General features: G+C 60.4%; 13 protein-coding genes and 1 pseudogene. 2 read left to right on the top strand and 12 right to left on the bottom strand.

The genetic code is table 11. From position 1 onward, the window contains the following. Positions 1–30 precede the first annotated feature (30 nt). Both KW848_RS32405 and KW848_RS32400 read left to right on the top strand, forming a co-directional pair. Positions 31–1110: pseudogene (locus KW848_RS32405) on the top strand (methyl-accepting chemotaxis protein); the annotation flags it as partial. Continuing rightward, positions 1096–1968, top strand: coding sequence for a methyl-accepting chemotaxis protein (locus KW848_RS32400; RefSeq protein ID WP_375154712.1), 873 nt, complete (start codon positions 1096–1098; stop codon positions 1966–1968). The pseudogene KW848_RS32405 and the gene KW848_RS32400, both read left to right, overlap by 15 nt. A gap of 140 nt (positions 1969–2108) precedes the next feature. On the opposite strand, the gene KW848_RS11475 is transcribed toward KW848_RS32400, so the two are convergent. The 12 genes from KW848_RS11475 to KW848_RS11420 all read right to left on the bottom strand — a co-directional run bounded on the left by KW848_RS11475 (position 2109) and on the right by KW848_RS11420 (position 16938). After that, positions 2109–2843, bottom strand: coding sequence for an amino acid ABC transporter ATP-binding protein (locus KW848_RS11475; RefSeq protein WP_218536877.1), 735 nt, complete (start codon positions 2841–2843; stop codon positions 2109–2111). Beyond that, positions 2836–3795 (bottom strand): amino acid ABC transporter permease, encoded by a 960-nt coding sequence (locus tag KW848_RS11470; RefSeq protein ID WP_375154710.1) that lies wholly within the window; start codon positions 3793–3795, stop codon positions 2836–2838. Before KW848_RS11470 ends, KW848_RS11475 begins: the two co-directional genes overlap by 8 nt. Before the next feature lie 154 nt (positions 3796–3949). After that, positions 3950–4747, bottom strand: coding sequence for a transporter substrate-binding domain-containing protein (locus tag KW848_RS11465; RefSeq protein WP_218536876.1), 798 nt, complete (start codon positions 4745–4747; stop codon positions 3950–3952). Between the two features lie 211 nt (positions 4748–4958). Beyond that, positions 4959–7529: a glucans biosynthesis glucosyltransferase MdoH gene (gene mdoH, locus KW848_RS11460; protein WP_111449391.1), complete on the bottom strand. Its 2571-nt coding sequence runs from the start codon at positions 7527–7529 to the stop codon at positions 4959–4961. Further along, positions 7522–9366, bottom strand: a complete 1845-nt coding sequence (locus KW848_RS11455) for a glucan biosynthesis protein G (RefSeq protein WP_218536875.1) — start codon at positions 9364–9366, stop codon at positions 7522–7524. Before KW848_RS11455 ends, mdoH begins: the two co-directional genes overlap by 8 nt. Before the next feature lie 321 nt (positions 9367–9687). Next, positions 9688–10125, bottom strand: coding sequence for a D-aminoacyl-tRNA deacylase (dtd, locus tag KW848_RS11450; RefSeq protein ID WP_008149496.1), 438 nt, complete (start codon positions 10123–10125; stop codon positions 9688–9690). After that, positions 10122–11093, bottom strand: coding sequence for a prolyl aminopeptidase (gene pip / locus KW848_RS11445; RefSeq protein ID WP_046045592.1), 972 nt, complete (start codon positions 11091–11093; stop codon positions 10122–10124). Before pip ends, dtd begins: the two co-directional genes overlap by 4 nt. Before the next feature lie 113 nt (positions 11094–11206). Next, positions 11207–12127: an alpha/beta hydrolase gene (locus KW848_RS11440; protein WP_218536874.1), complete on the bottom strand. Its 921-nt coding sequence runs from the start codon at positions 12125–12127 to the stop codon at positions 11207–11209. A 161-nt stretch (positions 12128–12288) separates the two neighbouring features. Continuing rightward, positions 12289–13236, bottom strand: a complete 948-nt coding sequence (locus KW848_RS11435; protein ID WP_111449396.1) for a choline ABC transporter substrate-binding protein — start codon at positions 13234–13236, stop codon at positions 12289–12291. A gap of 255 nt (positions 13237–13491) precedes the next feature. Further along, positions 13492–14295, bottom strand: a complete 804-nt coding sequence (hutG, locus tag KW848_RS11430) for an N-formylglutamate deformylase (protein ID WP_218536873.1) — start codon at positions 14293–14295, stop codon at positions 13492–13494. 10 nt (positions 14296–14305) lie between these two features. Further along, the gene (gene hutI, locus KW848_RS11425; RefSeq protein ID WP_218536872.1) at positions 14306–15511 is read right to left on the bottom strand and encodes an imidazolonepropionase; all 1206 of its coding nucleotides are present in this window, start codon (positions 15509–15511) and stop codon (positions 14306–14308) included. Positions 15512–15528: 17 nt separating this feature from the next. After that, on the bottom strand, positions 15529–16938 hold the full coding sequence (locus KW848_RS11420; RefSeq protein WP_218536871.1) for an amino acid permease: 1410 nt from the start codon (positions 16936–16938) through the stop codon (positions 15529–15531). Positions 16939–16957 lie beyond the last annotated feature (19 nt).

The raw sequence follows: 16957 nt of genomic DNA, 5'->3' as shown, positions 1-16957 counted from the left end.
CAGCCGATACAGTCCCCATAAAACCAACGAATGGTTCGAGGGAGTAGCAGCATGTACCGATGGCTAGCCGAGAAACTGGGGAACGTCAGCGTCAATCGCAAACTGAGTGTCGGCTTCGGTCTGGTGCTGCTGCTTACCTTGTTGATCACCTTCACCGGTTGGACCGGCCTGAGCGGCGTGATGAGTCGCGGCGATAAGCTGGGGTTCATTGCCAGCCTCAATGACCTGACCAAAGACCTGCGTGTGGCCCGCCTGGAATACGAAATGCGTCGCGGCGAACAAGGTCCCGGTGCGGTCAACGACCTGCTCGGCCAACTCGAAACCGGTCTGAAAACCGCGCGCACGCTGATTGAACAACCGGCCGACGTGGCCATGATCGACCAGCAACTGGCCGCCGTCAGTGAGTACAAACAAGCCTTCACCGCCATGACCCAGGCCGGCGCCCACCGCGAAGACGCCCGCAGCAAACTCGGCGCCACCGCCGACAATGCCGTGGCTCGTGTCGCCGAAGTCGAAAAATCCATGCTGCAAGGTGACAGCGTCGCCGATTTCAACAGCGTGATCGACCTGAGCAAACTGATCCAGCAAGCGCGCTTCCAGGTGCGCGGTTACACCTACAGCGGCAAAACCGAGGCCGAGCAACCGGCGCTGGACGCCATCGACAACGCGCTGAAAAACCTCGAAAGCCTGCCCTCCAAACTGCCGGAACAGCACATCGCCAACCTGCAGCAGGCCACTGACTCGCTCAAGGCCTATCGCGCCGCCGTCAGCCAGTTCCGAGACTCTCAGGTTACCAGCGCTGCCGCGCTCAAACGCATGGCCGCGCAAGGCGACATCCTGTTCGACGTCAGCAAAAAACTCACCGTGTCGCAAACCATCGTCCGAGACACCGACGCCGCGCACGCCAAAAACCTGCTGCTGCTGGCCACCGCCCTGGCGCTGGCTTTCGGCATGCTTGCCGCGTGGGCCATCACTCGCCAGATCGTGATTCCCCTGAGCCAGACCCTCAAGGTGGCGGAGCGTGTTGCTGCCGGCGACCTGACCCAAAACCTGATCTCTGAGCGTCAGGATGAACTCGGCCAGCTACAGCGCGCCATGCAGAGCATGACCCTGGGCCTGCGCGAGTTGATCGGCGGCATCAGTGACGGCGTCACGCAAATCGCCAGTGCCGCCGAAGAGTTGTCGGCAGTCACCGAACAGACCAGCGCCGGGGTCAACAGCCAGAAGGTCGAGACCGACCAAGTGGCCACCGCCATGAACGAAATGACCGCCACCGTGCAGGAAGTCGCGCGTAACGCCGAAGAAGCGTCCGAAGCCGCCGTCGCCGCTGACCAGCAGGCCCGCGAAGGTGACAAAGTGGTCGGCGAAGCCATCGCCCAGATCGAGCGCCTGGCCAAGGAAGTCGGCAACTCCACCGAGGCCATGGGTCATCTCAAACGCGAAAGCGACAAGATCGGCAGCGTGCTCGACGTGATCAAATCCGTGGCCCAGCAAACCAACCTGTTGGCGCTCAACGCGGCGATTGAGGCCGCCCGCGCCGGTGAGGCCGGACGTGGTTTTGCGGTAGTTGCCGATGAAGTCCGCAGCCTGGCCCAGCGCACCCAAAAATCTACCGAAGAGATTGAAGAGCTGATCGTCGGCCTGCAAACCGGTACTCAGCAAGTGGCGACCATCATGGACAACAGCCGCAGCCTGACCGACAGCAGCGTCGAACTGACCCGCCGCGCCGGTGGCTCGCTGGAAAGCATTACCCGCACCGTCTCGGCGATTCAGTCGATGAACCAGCAGATCGCAGCGGCGGCCGAGCAGCAGAGCGCCGTGGCCGAAGAGATCAACCGTAGCGTGCTGAACGTGCGCGACGTATCCGAGCAGACCTCGGCAGCCAGTGAAGAGACCGCGGCGTCCAGCGTTGAGCTGGCACGGTTGGGGACGCATCTGCAGATGCTGGTGGGCAGGTTCAAGGTTTGAGGTGATGTGAATGCCTCGGTTCGCACAGGACCGAGGTGAGACCTTCGCGAGCAAGCCCGCTCCCACAGGGGATATGTGACGATCACAAAACCAATGTGGGAGCGGGCTTGCTCGCGAAAGCGATCAAACAGGCGCTGAAGTTAAAGAACCTGGCTCAAGAAGGCCTGAGCCCGCGGATCCTTCGGTGCATCGAAGAATTCGGCCGGTGAAGCGTCTTCCAGCAATTTGCCGTGATCGAAAAACAGCACCCGATCCGCCACTTCCCGGGCAAAGCCCATTTCATGGGTGACGCACACCATGGTCATGCCCTCCACCGCCAGGGTTTTCATTACATCCAGCACTTCGCCGACCATTTCCGGATCGAGCGCCGAAGTTGGCTCATCGAACAGCATGACCTTCGGTTCCATCGCCAGTGCCCGGGCGATGGCCACGCGCTGCTGCTGACCGCCGGACAGGCGCGACGGAAACTCGTTGGCCTTCTGCGCAATACCAACTTTTTCCAGCAACGCCAGGGCCTTGGCCTCGCGCTCCTTCTTGCCACGCTTGCGCACGACTTTCTGGGCCAGGCAGAGGTTTTCCAGCACGGTCATGTGCGGGAACAGGTTGAAATGCTGGAACACCATGCCGACTTCGCGGCGATAGGCATTCACATCGGTTTTCGGGTCGGCCAGTTGCAGGCCGTCGATGCTCACCGAGCCCGAGTCGAACCCCTCCAGCCCGTTGAGGCAACGCAGGAAGGTCGACTTGCCGGAACCGGAAGGGCCGATCACCACCAGCACTTCGCCCTTGGCCACCTGCGTGGTGACGTTATCCACCGCGCGAACCACGTGGCCGCGGGTGTCGAAAACTTTTACCAGATCGCGGACTTCAATCACTTTGCGCGAGCCTCCGCTCAAGCCGGCTGGCGATTTTCGACAGCGGCAGGTTGATCAACAGGTACAGACCGGCCACGCAGAACAGGATTTCGAACGGCGAGAACGAGGTGGTGATGACTTCGCGACCGCTTTTGAGCAGCTCGGTAATGGCGATCACCGACACCAGCGAGGTGTCCTTGACCAGACTGATGAACTGACCGGCCAGCGGTGGCAGCACCCGTTTCAACGCTTGCGGCAGCACCACGTGGCGCATCGACTGACCAGCGCTCAGGCCCAGGGAGCGCGCGGCTTCGTTCTGGCCACGGGCGATGGATTGCACGCCGGAACGGATGATTTCCGCCACATAAGCACCGGTGAACAGCGACAACGCGGCGATCCCGGCGAACTCCCGGGAGAGGTTCATCACCGTGCCGATGAAGAAGTAGAAGATGAAGATCTGCACCAGCAGCGGCGTACCGCGCACCAGTTCGACGTAGATCGTCGAGAGATCGCGCAGGGTCGGGTTGCTCGACAGTCGGCACAGACCCGTGGCCAGGCCGATCAGCAGACCGAGCACACCTGAAACCACGGACAACCACAAGGTGGTCCAGAGCCCCCACATCAGCGGTCCGGCGGCCCAATGGCGGGTCACACCGATCACGTCGCCTTCGGCCACGTCATCACCTTGGGCGACTTGCAGACTGCTGTCGTCGACGGTCAGGTGCTGCTCGACGCCGGCATCATTGCGCAGGGTGACTTCAGCCTTGTCGCCCTTGCGCACCAGTTCGCTGACGGTGGAGATGTCGGCGGCGCGCTGGGATTCTTCGGCGTGGTAGGCGAAGTATTGCGGCACACGGTTCCAGCGCCATTCGTAGGACATCAGCGAGGTGGCGTAATACAACGCGCCGGCCAGGCCGATCAGCAGCAGCAAGGTTAAAACGTGCCACGGCCATTGGGCTTTTTTCTGTTTCATCAGCTCTTAAAATTCCGAATTCTGTGTTGCCAAGGAGGCCGTCTTCGCGAGCAAGCCCGCTCCCACAGTTGACCGAGTCGCTGGATAAGTACGCGGTTAAATGTGGGAGCGGGCTTGCTCGCGAATGGAGCGACGCGGTCTAGCTGACCGGGCCTTATTCCATGTCCTTGAGCCAAGCGGTGTCTTTGAACCACTTGTCATGGATGCGATCGTAGGTGCCGTCTTCGTGGATCTGGCGCAGGAAGTTGTTGATGAAGTTGATGCTGTCGTAGTCACCCTTCTTCAGGCCGAAGGCCAGCGGCTCGTAGGTGAACGGCTTGTCGAGGAACACCAGTTTGCCGTTGCCGACCTTGTTAACCGCCACAACGTTGTAAGGCGCGTCGTAGACGAAGGCGTCGGCCTTGCCGTTGACCACATCAAGCACGGCTTCCTGCTCGTTGTCGTAGCCGTGGTACTTGGCCTTGGAGATCAGCTTTCTGGCGACCATCTCACCGGTGGTGCCGAGCTTGGAAGTGATGCGGTAGTCGGCGGTGTTCAGGTCTTTATAGGACTGGATGGTGCCTTCCAGTTCCTTGCGGATCAGCAGGGTCTGGCCCACCACGATGAACGGTTCGCTGAAGTTCAGGCGCAGGTTGCGTTCCTGGGTCAGGGTCATGCCGCTGCCGATCATGTCGAACTTGTCGGTGAGCAAGGCCGGGATGATGCCGTCGTAGCCGGTGGAAACCATCTCCAGCTTGACGCCCATGGCCTTGGTCATGGCTTTGAGGATGTCGACTTCGAAGCCGATGATCTCACCGCGCTTGTTGGTCATTTCGAACGGCATGTAGGTCGGGTCCATGCCGACTTTCAGCGTGCCGCGCTTGACCGCGTCATCGATGGCACCGGCGTGCGCCGCGCTGACTGCAACCAATGCCGTGACGCCGACCAGCAGCATCGAGAGATACTTCTTCATCTTCAAGTCCCCAAAACCATCGCGTTGTGAGGCGCGCAAACCGCTGATTTCCCTTGGAAAACCGGCAGATACGAACAGAAAGTTGTCCGGGCGCACCAATTCGGGGACGGATGCTAACGCACTCGTTCGTTTGCACAAGGGCTTACACAGGATTTGTTACTCGACGCCGATCAGCAGCGCAAAAAAAACCCCGCTTTCGCGGGGTTTCTTGTCAGGCCAACTGAGGCTGCTCACTCAGCGGCTTGAGCGGCAACAGCGGCGCATGGGGGTCGGCGTTCACCGATTTACGCCACGCTTCCAGCCACTCGGGGTGACCTTCACTCCAGATTTGCTCATGCAGACGACCCAGTGCTACCGGGTCACTGAGCAGTTGCACGCGCTCATTGTTGTTCAGACCCTCAGGCCCGACTTTCAGCGCATGACGCACCCGTTCGACCCGCAACCATTCGATCGGCTCGGCCTCACGGTGGCGTGAAGTCGCCAGCGAGCACGCCAAGGCGTTCTGCTGTGGATCGACCACTGCCCGGACAAAGCCGTCGTTCAGCGCATGCCAACGGTTTTCGTGGGTGTACTGGTCGGTCGCCAGCAACGCCTGTGGCGGATTGTATTCCTCAGGGATCAGGAACAGGCTTTCGTCACGGGACTTGAGGCCCAGGCCAACTCGACTGGAGATCACCGACACCGGAATCGACAGCATCAACGAACCGACGATCGGCACCAGCCACCACAGGAAGCTCGGGTTCAGCCAGATCACCAGCAGGGCCCAGAAGAAGCCCAGCAAGGTTTGCGGACCGTGGCGTTTTACCGCTTCGCTCCATGGCGTGGAGTCGTCGTCACGTTGCGGCGAGTTCCAGGTCGCGGCCCAGCCGAGGAACGCGGCGAGCACGAAGCGGGTGTGGAAAATCATCCGCACCGGCGCCAGCAGCATGGAGAACAGCATCTCCAGCAGCATCGACAGGGTCACCTTGAACTTGCCACCGAACTCTTTCGCGCCCTTGGCCCAGATCAGGATGACGCTCAACAATTTAGGCAGGAACAGCAGCACGACGGTGGTCGAGAACAGCGCGATCGCCTTGTCCGGGTGCCATTGCGGCCACAACGGATAGAGCTGACGAGGCTCAAGGAAGTACTGCGGCTCCATCAACGTGTTGACCGCCAGCAGCGCCGTCGACAGCACGAGGAAGAAGAACCACAACGGCGCCGACAAGTAAGACATCACGCCCGTCAGGAACACCGCACGGTGCACCGGGTGCATGCCTTTTACCAGGAACAGGCGGAAGTTCATCAGGTTGCCGTGACACCAGCGACGGTCACGCTTGAGTTCGTCCAGCAGGTTCGGCGGCAATTCTTCGTAGCTGCCCGGCAAGTCGTAGGCAATCCACACGCCCCAGCCGGCACGGCGCATCAGCGCCGCTTCAACGAAGTCGTGGGACAGAATCGCACCGGCAAACGCGCCTTTACCGGGCAACGGCGCCAGGGCGCAGTGCTCGATGAACGGCTTCATGCGGATGATCGCGTTGTGGCCCCAGTAGTGGGATTCGCCCAACTGCCAGAAGTGCAGACCGGCGGTAAACAGCGGACCGTACACGCGGGTGGCGAACTGCTGCATGCGTGCATACAGCGTGTCCATGCCAGACGCGCGCGGCGCAGTCTGGATGATCCCGGCGTCCGGCGTGGCTTCCATCAAGCGCACCAGACTGGTCAGGCAATCGCCGCTCATCACGGAGTCCGCGTCGAGCACGACCATATACTTGTAATCACCGCCCCAACGACGGCAGAAGTCGTCGAGGTTGCCGCTTTTACGTTTGACGCGACGGCGACGGCGACGATAGAAGATCTTGCCGAAGCCCTTGGCTTCACGGCAGACGTCCAGCCAGGCTTGTTGCTCGGCGACGCAGATATCGGCGTCGTTACTGTCGCTGAGGACAAAGAAGTCGAAGCGATCCAGGCTACCCGTGGCCGCAACCGACTCGAAGGTCGCCCGCAAACCGGCAAACACCCGTGGCACGTCTTCGTTGCAGATCGGCATCACCAGTGCGGTGCGAGCGTCCTTGGGGATCGGCTCGTTACCGGCGCTTTTACCGGAAATGCGGTATTTGTCGTGACCGGTGAGCAACTCGAGGAAGCCCATCAATGCGGTCCAGAAACCGGCCGACACCCAGCAGAACAGAATCCCGAACAAGATCAGGATGCTGGTTTGCAGCGCATACGGCAGCACTTGCGTAGCCGTTTGCGACAGCGGTTGATGCAGCACTTCGTTCAGGTCGACGAACGACCAGCCCTGGTACGGCATGATGCCCTTCATGTACCAGCCGGCGACGATGGTCTGGCCGAGCATCAGCACCAGCAGGATGTAGCGGCGGATCGAACCGACGGTACGCCAGCGAGCGGCCGGCAGCACACGCTCATCCTTCGGCGGGGCCGGCGGATTGGTGCGCCCGGTCAGACGACGCCAGCCACGCACCAGAATGTTGGTGCGCCACGGCTCCGGCACGACTTTGGTCCGACGAATCGGCGGCGTTGCCCGCAGGCAAACCCGGCCGCTGGCGTCGAGCACCAGCATTTCGGCGTCGGCCAGTTCTTCGGCGGTGTTCAGCGTCAAACGACGACCGACTGAGGCTTGAGCAGCCTCGGTCGGCGCGTCGAACGTCGAGGACGAAAGGCGCTCATGCAATTCGCTGAAAGACTGGCAGCCCGCGAGTTCCGCGCGCTGCTCGTCTGTCATTGGCAGATGCGCCAGATACTCGGCAAGAGTCTCTGGCTGTACTTGAGAATTACTCATCGGCAGGCAACTGATAGCTCCAGGTCTCGGTCAAGACTTCTTCAGTCGGTACCGATTCCGGTGTGGCTGGGACCGCTTCGGCAGCGACTGGCTGCTTGGCGTCTTTGTTGTCCTTGTCCTTGGAATCTGCGGCTGGCTTGGCTGCGGCCGGTTTGGCTTCAACCTGCTTGGCCTCAGTTTGCTTGGTTTCCTTCGCGTCCTTGGCTTCCTTGTCCAGCTTCTCCTGCTGCCGAGCCGCAATCTTGTCAGCCTTGGCGACGGAAGAATTGGATGCCGGCAACGATGTTTTGGCCAGGTCGGCAGTCACGGCGTTCTTGACCAGTGCTGCACGCATCTCGGTAGGCTTGCCCGGATCCTTGATTTTCATCCGCAGCGTCAGGCGCCAGCCCTTGGTTTCAGGGTTGTAACGTACGCTGTTCTCGACCAGCTCGGCATTCTCGCCAACGCTGACCTGGCTACGAATCTCCGTATCTTCCGGCAATGCCGACAGGGACGGGCCTTCGAAGTCCACCAGATAGGCAACGCTACCGTCCGGCTGACGAATCAGGTTGGACTGTTTCACGTCACCCGTGGAACGCAGGGTCTGCTGGACCCAGGCGCTGTCCGGTGCGTGAAGCGCGGCTTCGTCGATGGTCCAGTGCATGCGATAAGCGACGTCCAGCGGCTGGCCAGGCTCAGGCAGTTTTTCCGGACTCCAGAACGCAACGATATTGTCGTTGGTTTCGTCGGCAGTCGGAATCTCTACCAGATCGACGGAGCCCTTGCCCCAATCGCCTTTTGGTTCGATCCAGGCACTTGGGCGCTTGTCGTAACGGTCGTCGAGGTCTTCGTAGTGGCTGAAGTCGCGGCCACGTTGCAGCAGGCCGAAACCGCGCGGGTTCTCGATCGAGAAGTTGCTCACCGACAAGTGTTTCGGATTGTTCAGAGGGCGCCAGATCCACTCGCCGTTGCCGGCATGGATCGACAGACCGCTGGAGTCATGCAGTTCGCGACGGTAGTTCAGCACTTTCGACGGCTGATTGGCGCCGAACAGGAACATGCTGGTCAGTGGCGCAACGCCAAGCTTGGCGACCTTGTCACGCAGGAACATCTTGGCCTTGACGTCGACAACGGTGTCGCTGCCCGGACGCAGGGTCAAGCGATAGGCACCGGTCGCGCGTGGCGAATCCAGCAGCGCAAAGATCACCAGATGTTTGTCACCCGGTTGTGGCTGTTGAATCCAGAACTCGGTGAAACGCGGGAATTCTTCGCCGGACGGCAAAGCGGTATCGATGGCCATGCCGCGAGCGGACAAGCCATAGGTGTGACCCTTGCCGACAACGCGGAAGTAACTCGCGCCGAGCATGGTCATGATTTCGTCTTGCTTGTCAGCCTTGTTGATCGGGTACAGCACACGGAAACCGGCATAACCCAGTTGTTCGGTGGCTTTAGGATCGAACTTCACGTCGCCGAAATCGAAACGACTTGGGTCGTATTTGATCTCTTCGACGGTGTTAGCTGTGATTTCGTTGATTTTCACCGGCGTATCGAAATGCATACCCTGGTGATAGAACGACAGCTTGAACGGGGTTTTCTGACCGGCCCACTCGGCTTTTTCGGTCAGGAAGCGAATTTTTTGATAGTCCGCGAATTTCATCTCGCGGAACTCGTTCGGCAGGTTACTGCGCGGAGCTTCGTATTTCTGCCCGGCCAGCTCTTTTGCCTTGACCGATACATCATCCAGATTGAATGCCCAAAGCTGACCGGCGCTGAGCAGGCAGAGCAGTGCAGAGCCCGCTACCAGAGCGCTTCGTAACCGTTTGGCAGACAATTTTGCATTACAGGGACTAACAATCACGAGCAACCCTCGCCGAAAACAGATCAAAAAACCAACGGCCAGTTAAAGTGCCTGTGAGGTTTACGGCATGAAAAAACCGACCCTACAGACCACTCTTGCCAAGTTGGCGAGCATTGTTCCGACTCCTATGGGGCTAAATGATTCCCCAAGAGGTCCAGGACAAGTCTCTACCTAAGTCAAAATGGACCAACGAACGCTGATCCCCGTAGCGCGCGATTATCTAGTAGGCCGCGTTACAACGCATCAGGGGTAACAAAGTATTTATCGCGAAAAACGCCTGTTTTCAGTCGAAAAGCCCTTAAAAACATGTTTCAAACGCTTTCAGGTCTGTAACAGGAAGGTGACCGGGCCGTCATTGACCAGGTGCACCTGCATATCCGCGCCGAATCTACCTGATGCCACAGTGCCATGCACCTGTTTCGCCTTACCTAATAGATAGTCGAAAAGCTCCTCGCCCAAGGCTGGAGGGGCAGCGGTCGAAAAACTCGGACGCAACCCGCTCTTGGTATCGGCGGCCAGGGTGAACTGCGAGACCAGCAGCAACCCACCGCCTACATCCGCCAGGGACAGATTCATCTTGCCCTCGGCGTCACTGAACACACGATAGTTAAGCAGTTTCTGCAGAAGTTTGTCGGCGCTGGCCCGAGTATCCTCGGGCTCAACCGCCACCAGGACCAGCAATCCCTGATCGACGGCGCCAACCACCTCCCCCGCTACCTCGACTCGCGCGCCACGCACGCGTTGCAGCAGGCCCTTCATGCTTCTTCAGGGGCCAGGTCGAGCAGACGATGGGCCATCTGATCGGCGGCACGAACCAGTGCGTCAGTAATGCCAGGTTCGGAGGCGGCATGGCCGGCGTCACGGATCACCTGCAATTCACTGTTCGGCCAGTTCTGATGCAGTTCCCAGGCATTGTCCAGCGGGCAGATCACGTCGTAGCGACCGTGGACGATCACGCCAGGCAAATGGGCGATCTTGCCCATGTCGCGGATCAGCTGGTTGGGCTCAAGGAACGCATTATTGGTGAAGTAGTGACATTCGATGCGGGCGATAGACAGCGCGCGCTGTGGCTCGGAGAAACGATCGACCACCATCGGGTTCGGGCGCAGGGTGGCGGTCCGGCCTTCCCAGGTAGACCAGGCCTTGGCCGCGTGCATCTGGGCAATCTGATCGTTGCCGATCAGGCGCTTGTGGAAAGCCGAGAGCAAGTCTTCGCGCTCGTCCAGCGGGATCGGTGCGATGTAGTCCTGCCAGTAATCGGGAAACAGACGACTGGCGCCACACTGGTAGAACCACTCGATTTCCTGCGGACGGCAGAGAAAAATCCCGCGCAGAATCAGACCGTGCACGCGCTCCGGGTGGGTTTGCGCGTAGGCCAGTGCCAGGGTCGAGCCCCATGAGCCGCCGAACAACACCCACTTATCGATGCCAAGGTGCTGGCGAATTCGCTCAAGGTCGGCGACCAGATCCCAGGTGGTGTTGTTTTCCAGGCTGGCGTGGGGCGTTGAACGACCGCAACCGCGCTGGTCGAAGGTCACAATGCGATACAGGTTCGGATCGAAATACCGACGGCTCTGGGCATCACACCCGGCGCCGGGGCCGCCGTGGATGAACACAACGGGCAAACCTTCCGGCGAACCGCTTTCGTCGACATACAGCGTGTGGGTTTCATCGACGGCCAGATCGTGCCGGGCGTGGGGTTTGATCTGCGGGTACAAAGTCTGCATTGCGCGCTCCGTAAGGGGTCTAGGTCATCCCTGGGGGGACTTCTATTATTCTGCCGTCCGGCATCATAAACCCGAATTACGCCAATGAGCATGCCTTGCAGAGTCAGAGTTTTTCAGCGCGTTTTTTCAGACAAATAGCCGAGCAGCGTTTCATAGAGAGCGTCGACCTCGGCGACCTGCCCCCGAGCCCGCAAACAGCCATGGACCAACCCCTCGCCGTAGTAAAGCGTCGCGGCCACGCCTGCTGCGTTCAGTCGCTCGGCGTAGAGCATGCCGTCATCGCGCAGCGGGTCGAATTGCGCCACGGCGATCAAGGCCGGCGGCAACCCACTGAAATCCTCGGCGAGCAACGGCATCGCATAGGCACTTGGCTGTCCAGTGCCGCGCAAGTACAGGGCGTGATAACAGTCCAGATCGCTGCTGCTGAGTAAGGGAGCATCGGTGCATTCAATGCGCGACGGCAAACGGTGATCGCCGCCCAGCCCCGGATAAATAAGCACCTGCGCCGCCGGCAATGGCTCGCCCGCATCGCGTAACGCCAGACACAACGCCGCCGCAAGGTTGCCACCGGCGCTGTCCCCGGCCACCAGCGTTCGCTCGGGATCGAGCCGGAATGGCCCGGTCCGTAGCGCGCGCCAGACACCCAGACAATCCTCGAACGCCGCCGGAAACGGATGTTCCGGCGCCAACCGATAATCCACGGCGATCACCAGCACGCCGAGCGTCGACGCCAGTTCGGCGCAGATGAAGTCATGGGAATCCAGGTCCCCCACCACCCAACCGCCGCCGTGCAGATACACGATGCACGGGCAACCGCTGGTCGGTGGTGAAAACGGCGGTTGATAAAACCGCACCGGCACGCCGGCCAATTCGAAATCCACTACATAAAGCCCGGCGGGACGTGAAGGGGTGAACGCCCGGCACATGTCGCTGTAGGCCTGACGCAAACCGGCGAGGCTGCTGTCGGTGCTGTTGAAGCTGACGGTTTTCTCGACGAAAGCCGTCATCTGTGCAGAAAGCGGGTAAGGAGCCATGAGCCGGTGCCCGTTCAAGGAAATAGGTCGGTCCCCCCCCTGTGGGAGCGGGCTTGCTCGCGAAGAGGGCGTGTCATTCAAATTGATGTCGCCGGACACGCCGCCTTCGCGAGCAAGTCGAATCGTCGCACCGCCGCTCCCACAGGGTTTTGCGGTTGTGGTCAGTTTTTCAAACTGGCCTGAACGGTAGCCACGCCATCCTTGCCATCGAGACTGCTGACACCGGCAAGCCAGCGTTGCAAATCTTCTGGATGGTCGCGCAACCACTGTTTGGCAACATCCTGCGGCGTCTTGCGCTCCATGATCGGCACCATCAACTGGCTTTCCTGGGCGGCGGTGAAGGTCAGGTTTTCCAGCAAGCGATTGACGTTAGGGCAGCGCTGGGCGTAGTCCGGGGCGGTCACAGTGGAGACGGTGGCGGCGCCCTCGTTCGGGCCGTAAACGTCTTCGCTGCCGGTCAGGTAGGCGATCTTCATGTTGATGTTCATCGGGTGCGGGGTCCAGCCGACGAACACCACGAATTCCTTGCGATTCACCGCTCGCTGAACGGCGGCAAGCATGCCGGCCTCGCCTGACTCGATCAGTTTGAAGTCCTTCAAACCAAATTGGTTGGTCTCGATCATGGTTTTGATGGTGGTGTTGGCGCCACTGCCCGGCTCGATGCCGTAGATCTTGCCGCCGAGTTGGTCCTTGAATCTGGCGATATCGGCGAAGGTTTTCAGCCCCGCTTGGGCGACGTACTCAGGTACGGCGAGCGTTGCCTGGGCGTCGGCCAGGCTCGGTTTTTCCATGACTTTCACTTGATTGGCAGCCAGGAACGGCGCGATGTTTTTGTCCATCGCCGGTTTCCAGTAACCGAGGTAGATGTCCAGACGCTTGTCGCGGATGCCGGCGAAGATGATTTGCTGCACGGCGCTGGTTTGCTTGCTTTCGTAGCCGAGGCCATTGAGCAGTACGTCAGCCATGCCGCTGGTGGCGATCACGTCGGTCCAGTTGACCACGCCCATGCGCACGGCCTTGCAGGAAGCGTCATCACTGGCCAGGACGCTGGTGCTCAGCAGAGCAGTGCCGCAGAGGATTGAGAGACAGCGGGTAAACAGTCTTTTCATTGGGGAGGTTCTCGTGCGGCAGCGGATTATTGTGGGGCCGGTGTCTTTGTGCACCGTGCCCGGAACATTACGCAGCGTCGAGAGGGTAAAAGCGAACTGTAGCGACCGTGTTTTGCACGGTGGCGACTTGGTAACAAAGTGCTTTACCTGTGGGAGCGGGCTTGCTCGCGAAAGCGGTGGGTCAGTCAACATTGTTGTTGCCTGACACGCCCTCTTCGCGAGCAAGCCCGCTCCCACAGTGATATGCGTCAGGCTTTAACGTTTGTAGTGCTTCTCGCCCCAGGCCAGCAGCCCTTGCAGCAATTCCTTGAGCACCACCTGCGTCGGCGCCGCCAGGTCCGGGCGATAACGGAATGGCTCGAATTCTTCCATGTACGTGCACTGGCCCAACTCCAGTTGCACCGCATGGATGTTTTCGGCCGGATTGCCGTAATGCCGGGTGATGTGGCCGCCCTTGAAGCGACCGTTCAGCACATGGCTGTAATCGTCGTGGCGTGCACAGATGGCTTCCAGCTGAGAGGCCAACTGTGGATCGCAACTGGCGCCGTTGAAGGTGCCGAGGTTGAAGTCCGGCAGCTTGCCGTCGAACAGGTGCGGGATGATCGAGCGGATCGAGTGCGCATCAAACAGCAATGCGTAGCCGAATTCGGCTTTCAGTCTCGCCAGTTCCTGCTGCAAGGTCGTGTGGTACGGCGTCCAGATCTGCTCCAGGTAAGTCGCGCGCTCTGCGGCCGATGGCTCATGCCCTTCGCGGAACAACGGAATACCGTCGAACAGCGTCGCCGGGTACAGGCCGGTGGTCGCGCCGGCATACAACGGCTTGTCGTCGGATGGTCGATTCAGGTCGATGACAAAACGCGAGTACTCGGCGGCCAAGGTGCTGGCGCCCAGCTCGGCAGCAAATTCGTAAAGCTGCGGGATATGCCAGTCGGTGTCCGGCAGGCTTTTCGCGTCGGGGATCAACCCGGCTTCGACCGCCGGAGTCAGGCGCAGGCCGGCGTGGGGCATGCTGATCAGCAGCGGTACGCGACCTTGTTTGAAGTTCAGAACCTTATCCACAACTGTTCTCCTAAATGCTCACTTCAACGCCGTGACGCACGACGCGTTTTTCCAGGTCACCGCCCAGCCAGTACGACAGGTCGGCCGGACGATCGATTTGCCAGGCGACGAAATCTGCACACTTGCCGACTTCCAGCGAACCGTGGGTTTCAGCCATGCCCAGCGCGGTAGCGGCATGAATCGTTGCACCCGCCAAGGCTTCTTCCGGGGTCATACGGAAACAGGTGCACGCCATGTTCAGCATCAAACGCAACGACAGTGCCGGCGAGGTGCCTGGGTTGAGGTCGCTGGCGATGGCGATTTTCACGCCGTGTTTGCGCAGCGCCTCCATCGGCGGCAATTGGGTTTCCCGCAGGAAGTAAAAGGCGCCGGGCAGCAACACCGCGACGGTGCCGGACTTGGCCATGGCGATGGCGTCGTCTTCGGTCATGAATTCCAGGTGGTCGGCCGACAGTGCGTGGTAACGCGCGGCCAGACTCGAACCCTGCAACGACGACAACTGTTCGGCGTGCAGCTTCACCGGCAAACCGAGCTGCTGCGCGGTGATGAACACCCGCTCGACCTGCGCCGGCGAAAACGCCAGGTATTCGCAGAACGCGTCCACCGCATCCACCAGCCCTTCGGCGGCCAGGGCCGGGAGCATCTCGGCGCAGATGTGATCGATGTAGTCGTCGGCACGGTCCGCGTATTCCGGCGGCAAAGCGTGAGCGGCCAGGCACGTGCTGCGCACGCTGACCGGCAGTTCGGCGCCGAGACGGCGGATGACCCGCAGGATTTTGCGTTCGCTGGCCAGGTCCAGGCCGTAGCCGGATTTCATTTCGACGGTGGTCACGCCGTCGCGCATCAGGCTCTTCAGACGCTTGGCGGCGCTGGCGAACAGTTCATCTTCAGTGGCCGCGCGAGTGGCGCGCACGGTGCTGGCGATGCCACCACCGGCCGCTGCGATTTCTGCATAGCTGACGCCTTGCAGACGCTGTTCGAATTCACCGCTGCGGTTACCGCCGAACACTGTGTGGGTGTGGCAGTCGATCAGGCCCGGCGTCACCCAGGCCCCTTTAAGATCATTGACTGCCGGGTACTCGCCCGCCGGCAGTTCAGCGCGTGGGCCGATCCACTCAATGTGCGCTCCTGACGTCACGATGGCCGCATCCTCGATGATCGAGTAGGCGCCTTGCGCCATGGTTGCGACGTGGCAGTGTTGCCAGAGAGTTTTCATCCGTGGCCTCCGTTAGGTTATCGATGAGAAAAAGAAGGTTCCCGCTCCACCGGTACTGCCTTGCCTGCCGCCGGTTTCACCCACGTCAGGTAGGCCAGCACCAGCAATACAATCCAGACCACGCCGACGATCAGAGCCGCCTGGGTGTCCGGGAAATAGCCCAGCACGCCAAAGATGAACAGCATGAAGGCAATCGCCGCCATCGGCGCATAGGGCCAGAACGGCACCGGGAATTTCAGTTGGGCGACCTGCTCGGCACTCATGGAGCGACGCATGGCCACTTGGGTGAACAGAATCATCAACCAGACCCACACCGTCGCAAAGGTGGCGATGGAGGCGATCAACAGAAATACGTTTTCCGGAATCAGGTAATTCAGCAGCACGCCCAGCAGCAACGCGACACTCATCACCACTACCGTCATCCATGGCACGCCATTGCGCGACAAGCGGGCAAAGCCCTTGGGCGCATGCCCTTGCTGGGCCAGACCGTACATCATGCGGCCCGCACCGAAGATGTCACTGTTGATCGCCGACACTGCCGCCGAGATCACCACGATATTGAGAATGGTCGCCGCCGAGCTGATCCCCAGGTTGTCGAAAATCTGCACGAACGGGCTGCCTTGGCTGCCAATCTGCTGCCATGGAAAGATCGACATCAGTACGAACATCGTCAGCACGTAGAACAGCAGGATACGCAACGGTACGGCATTGATCGCCCTGGGCAGCACGCGCTGCGGGTCTTTGGCTTCACCGGCCGTTACGCCGATGATTTCAATCCCGCCAAATGCAAACATCACTACCGCAAACGAAGCGATCAGGCCGCCCACGCCATTGGGCATGAAGCCGCCATGGCTCCAGAGGTTGCTGATGTCGGTCGCCTGGGCGCCCGGCGCCGTGCTGATACCGAACAACATGATGCCGAAGCCACCGAGGATCATCGCGACGATGGCCGCGACCTTGAGCAGCGACAGCCAGAACTCCATTTCACCGAAGACTTTGACGTTGCACAGGTTCAAGCCGCCGACCACCGAAACGATGCCCAGTACCCAGATCCAGCGGGCGACTTCCGGAAACCAGAAGCCCATGTAAATACCGAATGCGGTGACGTCGGCCATGCCGACGATGACCATTTCAAACGCGTAGGTCCAACCGAGGATGAAGCCCGCCATCGGGCCAAGATACGTGCTGGCGTAGTGGCCGAAAGAGCCGGCCACCGGGTTGTGCACCGCCATCTCGCCGAGGGCGCGCATGACCATGAACACCGCCGCGCCACCGATCAGGTAAGCGAGCAGGACCGCAGGACCGGCCATTTGAATGGCCGAGGCAGAACCGTAAAACAGCCCGGTGCCGATCGCCGACCCCAGCGCCATGAAGCGAATATGTCGGGCAGAGAGCCCGCGTTTCAAACCTTTTGCTGGCTGTTGCATTGCTCGTCCTTATTTATTC

This window comes from Pseudomonas sp. PDM25 (assembly GCF_019219045.1).
Classification (GTDB): Bacteria; Pseudomonadota; Gammaproteobacteria; order Pseudomonadales; family Pseudomonadaceae; genus Aquipseudomonas.
Note: the sequence above shows the minus strand (reverse complement) of the source record. Positions and strands in the feature narration are given on the sequence as shown.

Excerpts from the sequence above, each read along its gene's own strand:
- KW848_RS11470 (WP_375154710.1), bottom strand. The coding sequence starts at position 3,795 with ATGAAACAGAAAAAAGCCCAATGGCCGTGGCACGTTTTAACCTTGCTG.
- hutI (WP_218536872.1), bottom strand. The coding sequence starts at position 15,511 with ATGAAAACTCTCTGGCAACACTGCCACGTCGCAACCATGGCGCAAGGC.
- KW848_RS11420 (WP_218536871.1), bottom strand. The coding sequence starts at position 16,938 with ATGCAACAGCCAGCAAAAGGTTTGAAACGCGGGCTCTCTGCCCGACAT.
- KW848_RS11435 (WP_111449396.1), bottom strand. The coding sequence starts at position 13,236 with ATGAAAAGACTGTTTACCCGCTGTCTCTCAATCCTCTGCGGCACTGCT.
- KW848_RS32400 (WP_375154712.1), top strand. The coding sequence starts at position 1,096 with ATGCAGAGCATGACCCTGGGCCTGCGCGAGTTGATCGGCGGCATCAGT.
- pip (WP_046045592.1), bottom strand. The coding sequence starts at position 11,093 with ATGCAGACTTTGTACCCGCAGATCAAACCCCACGCCCGGCACGATCTG.
- KW848_RS11440 (WP_218536874.1), bottom strand. The coding sequence starts at position 12,127 with ATGGCTCCTTACCCGCTTTCTGCACAGATGACGGCTTTCGTCGAGAAA.
- KW848_RS11465 (WP_218536876.1), bottom strand. The coding sequence starts at position 4,747 with ATGAAGAAGTATCTCTCGATGCTGCTGGTCGGCGTCACGGCATTGGTT.
- mdoH (WP_111449391.1), bottom strand. The coding sequence starts at position 7,529 with ATGAGTAATTCTCAAGTACAGCCAGAGACTCTTGCCGAGTATCTGGCG.
- dtd (WP_008149496.1), bottom strand. The coding sequence starts at position 10,125 with ATGAAGGGCCTGCTGCAACGCGTGCGTGGCGCGCGAGTCGAGGTAGCG.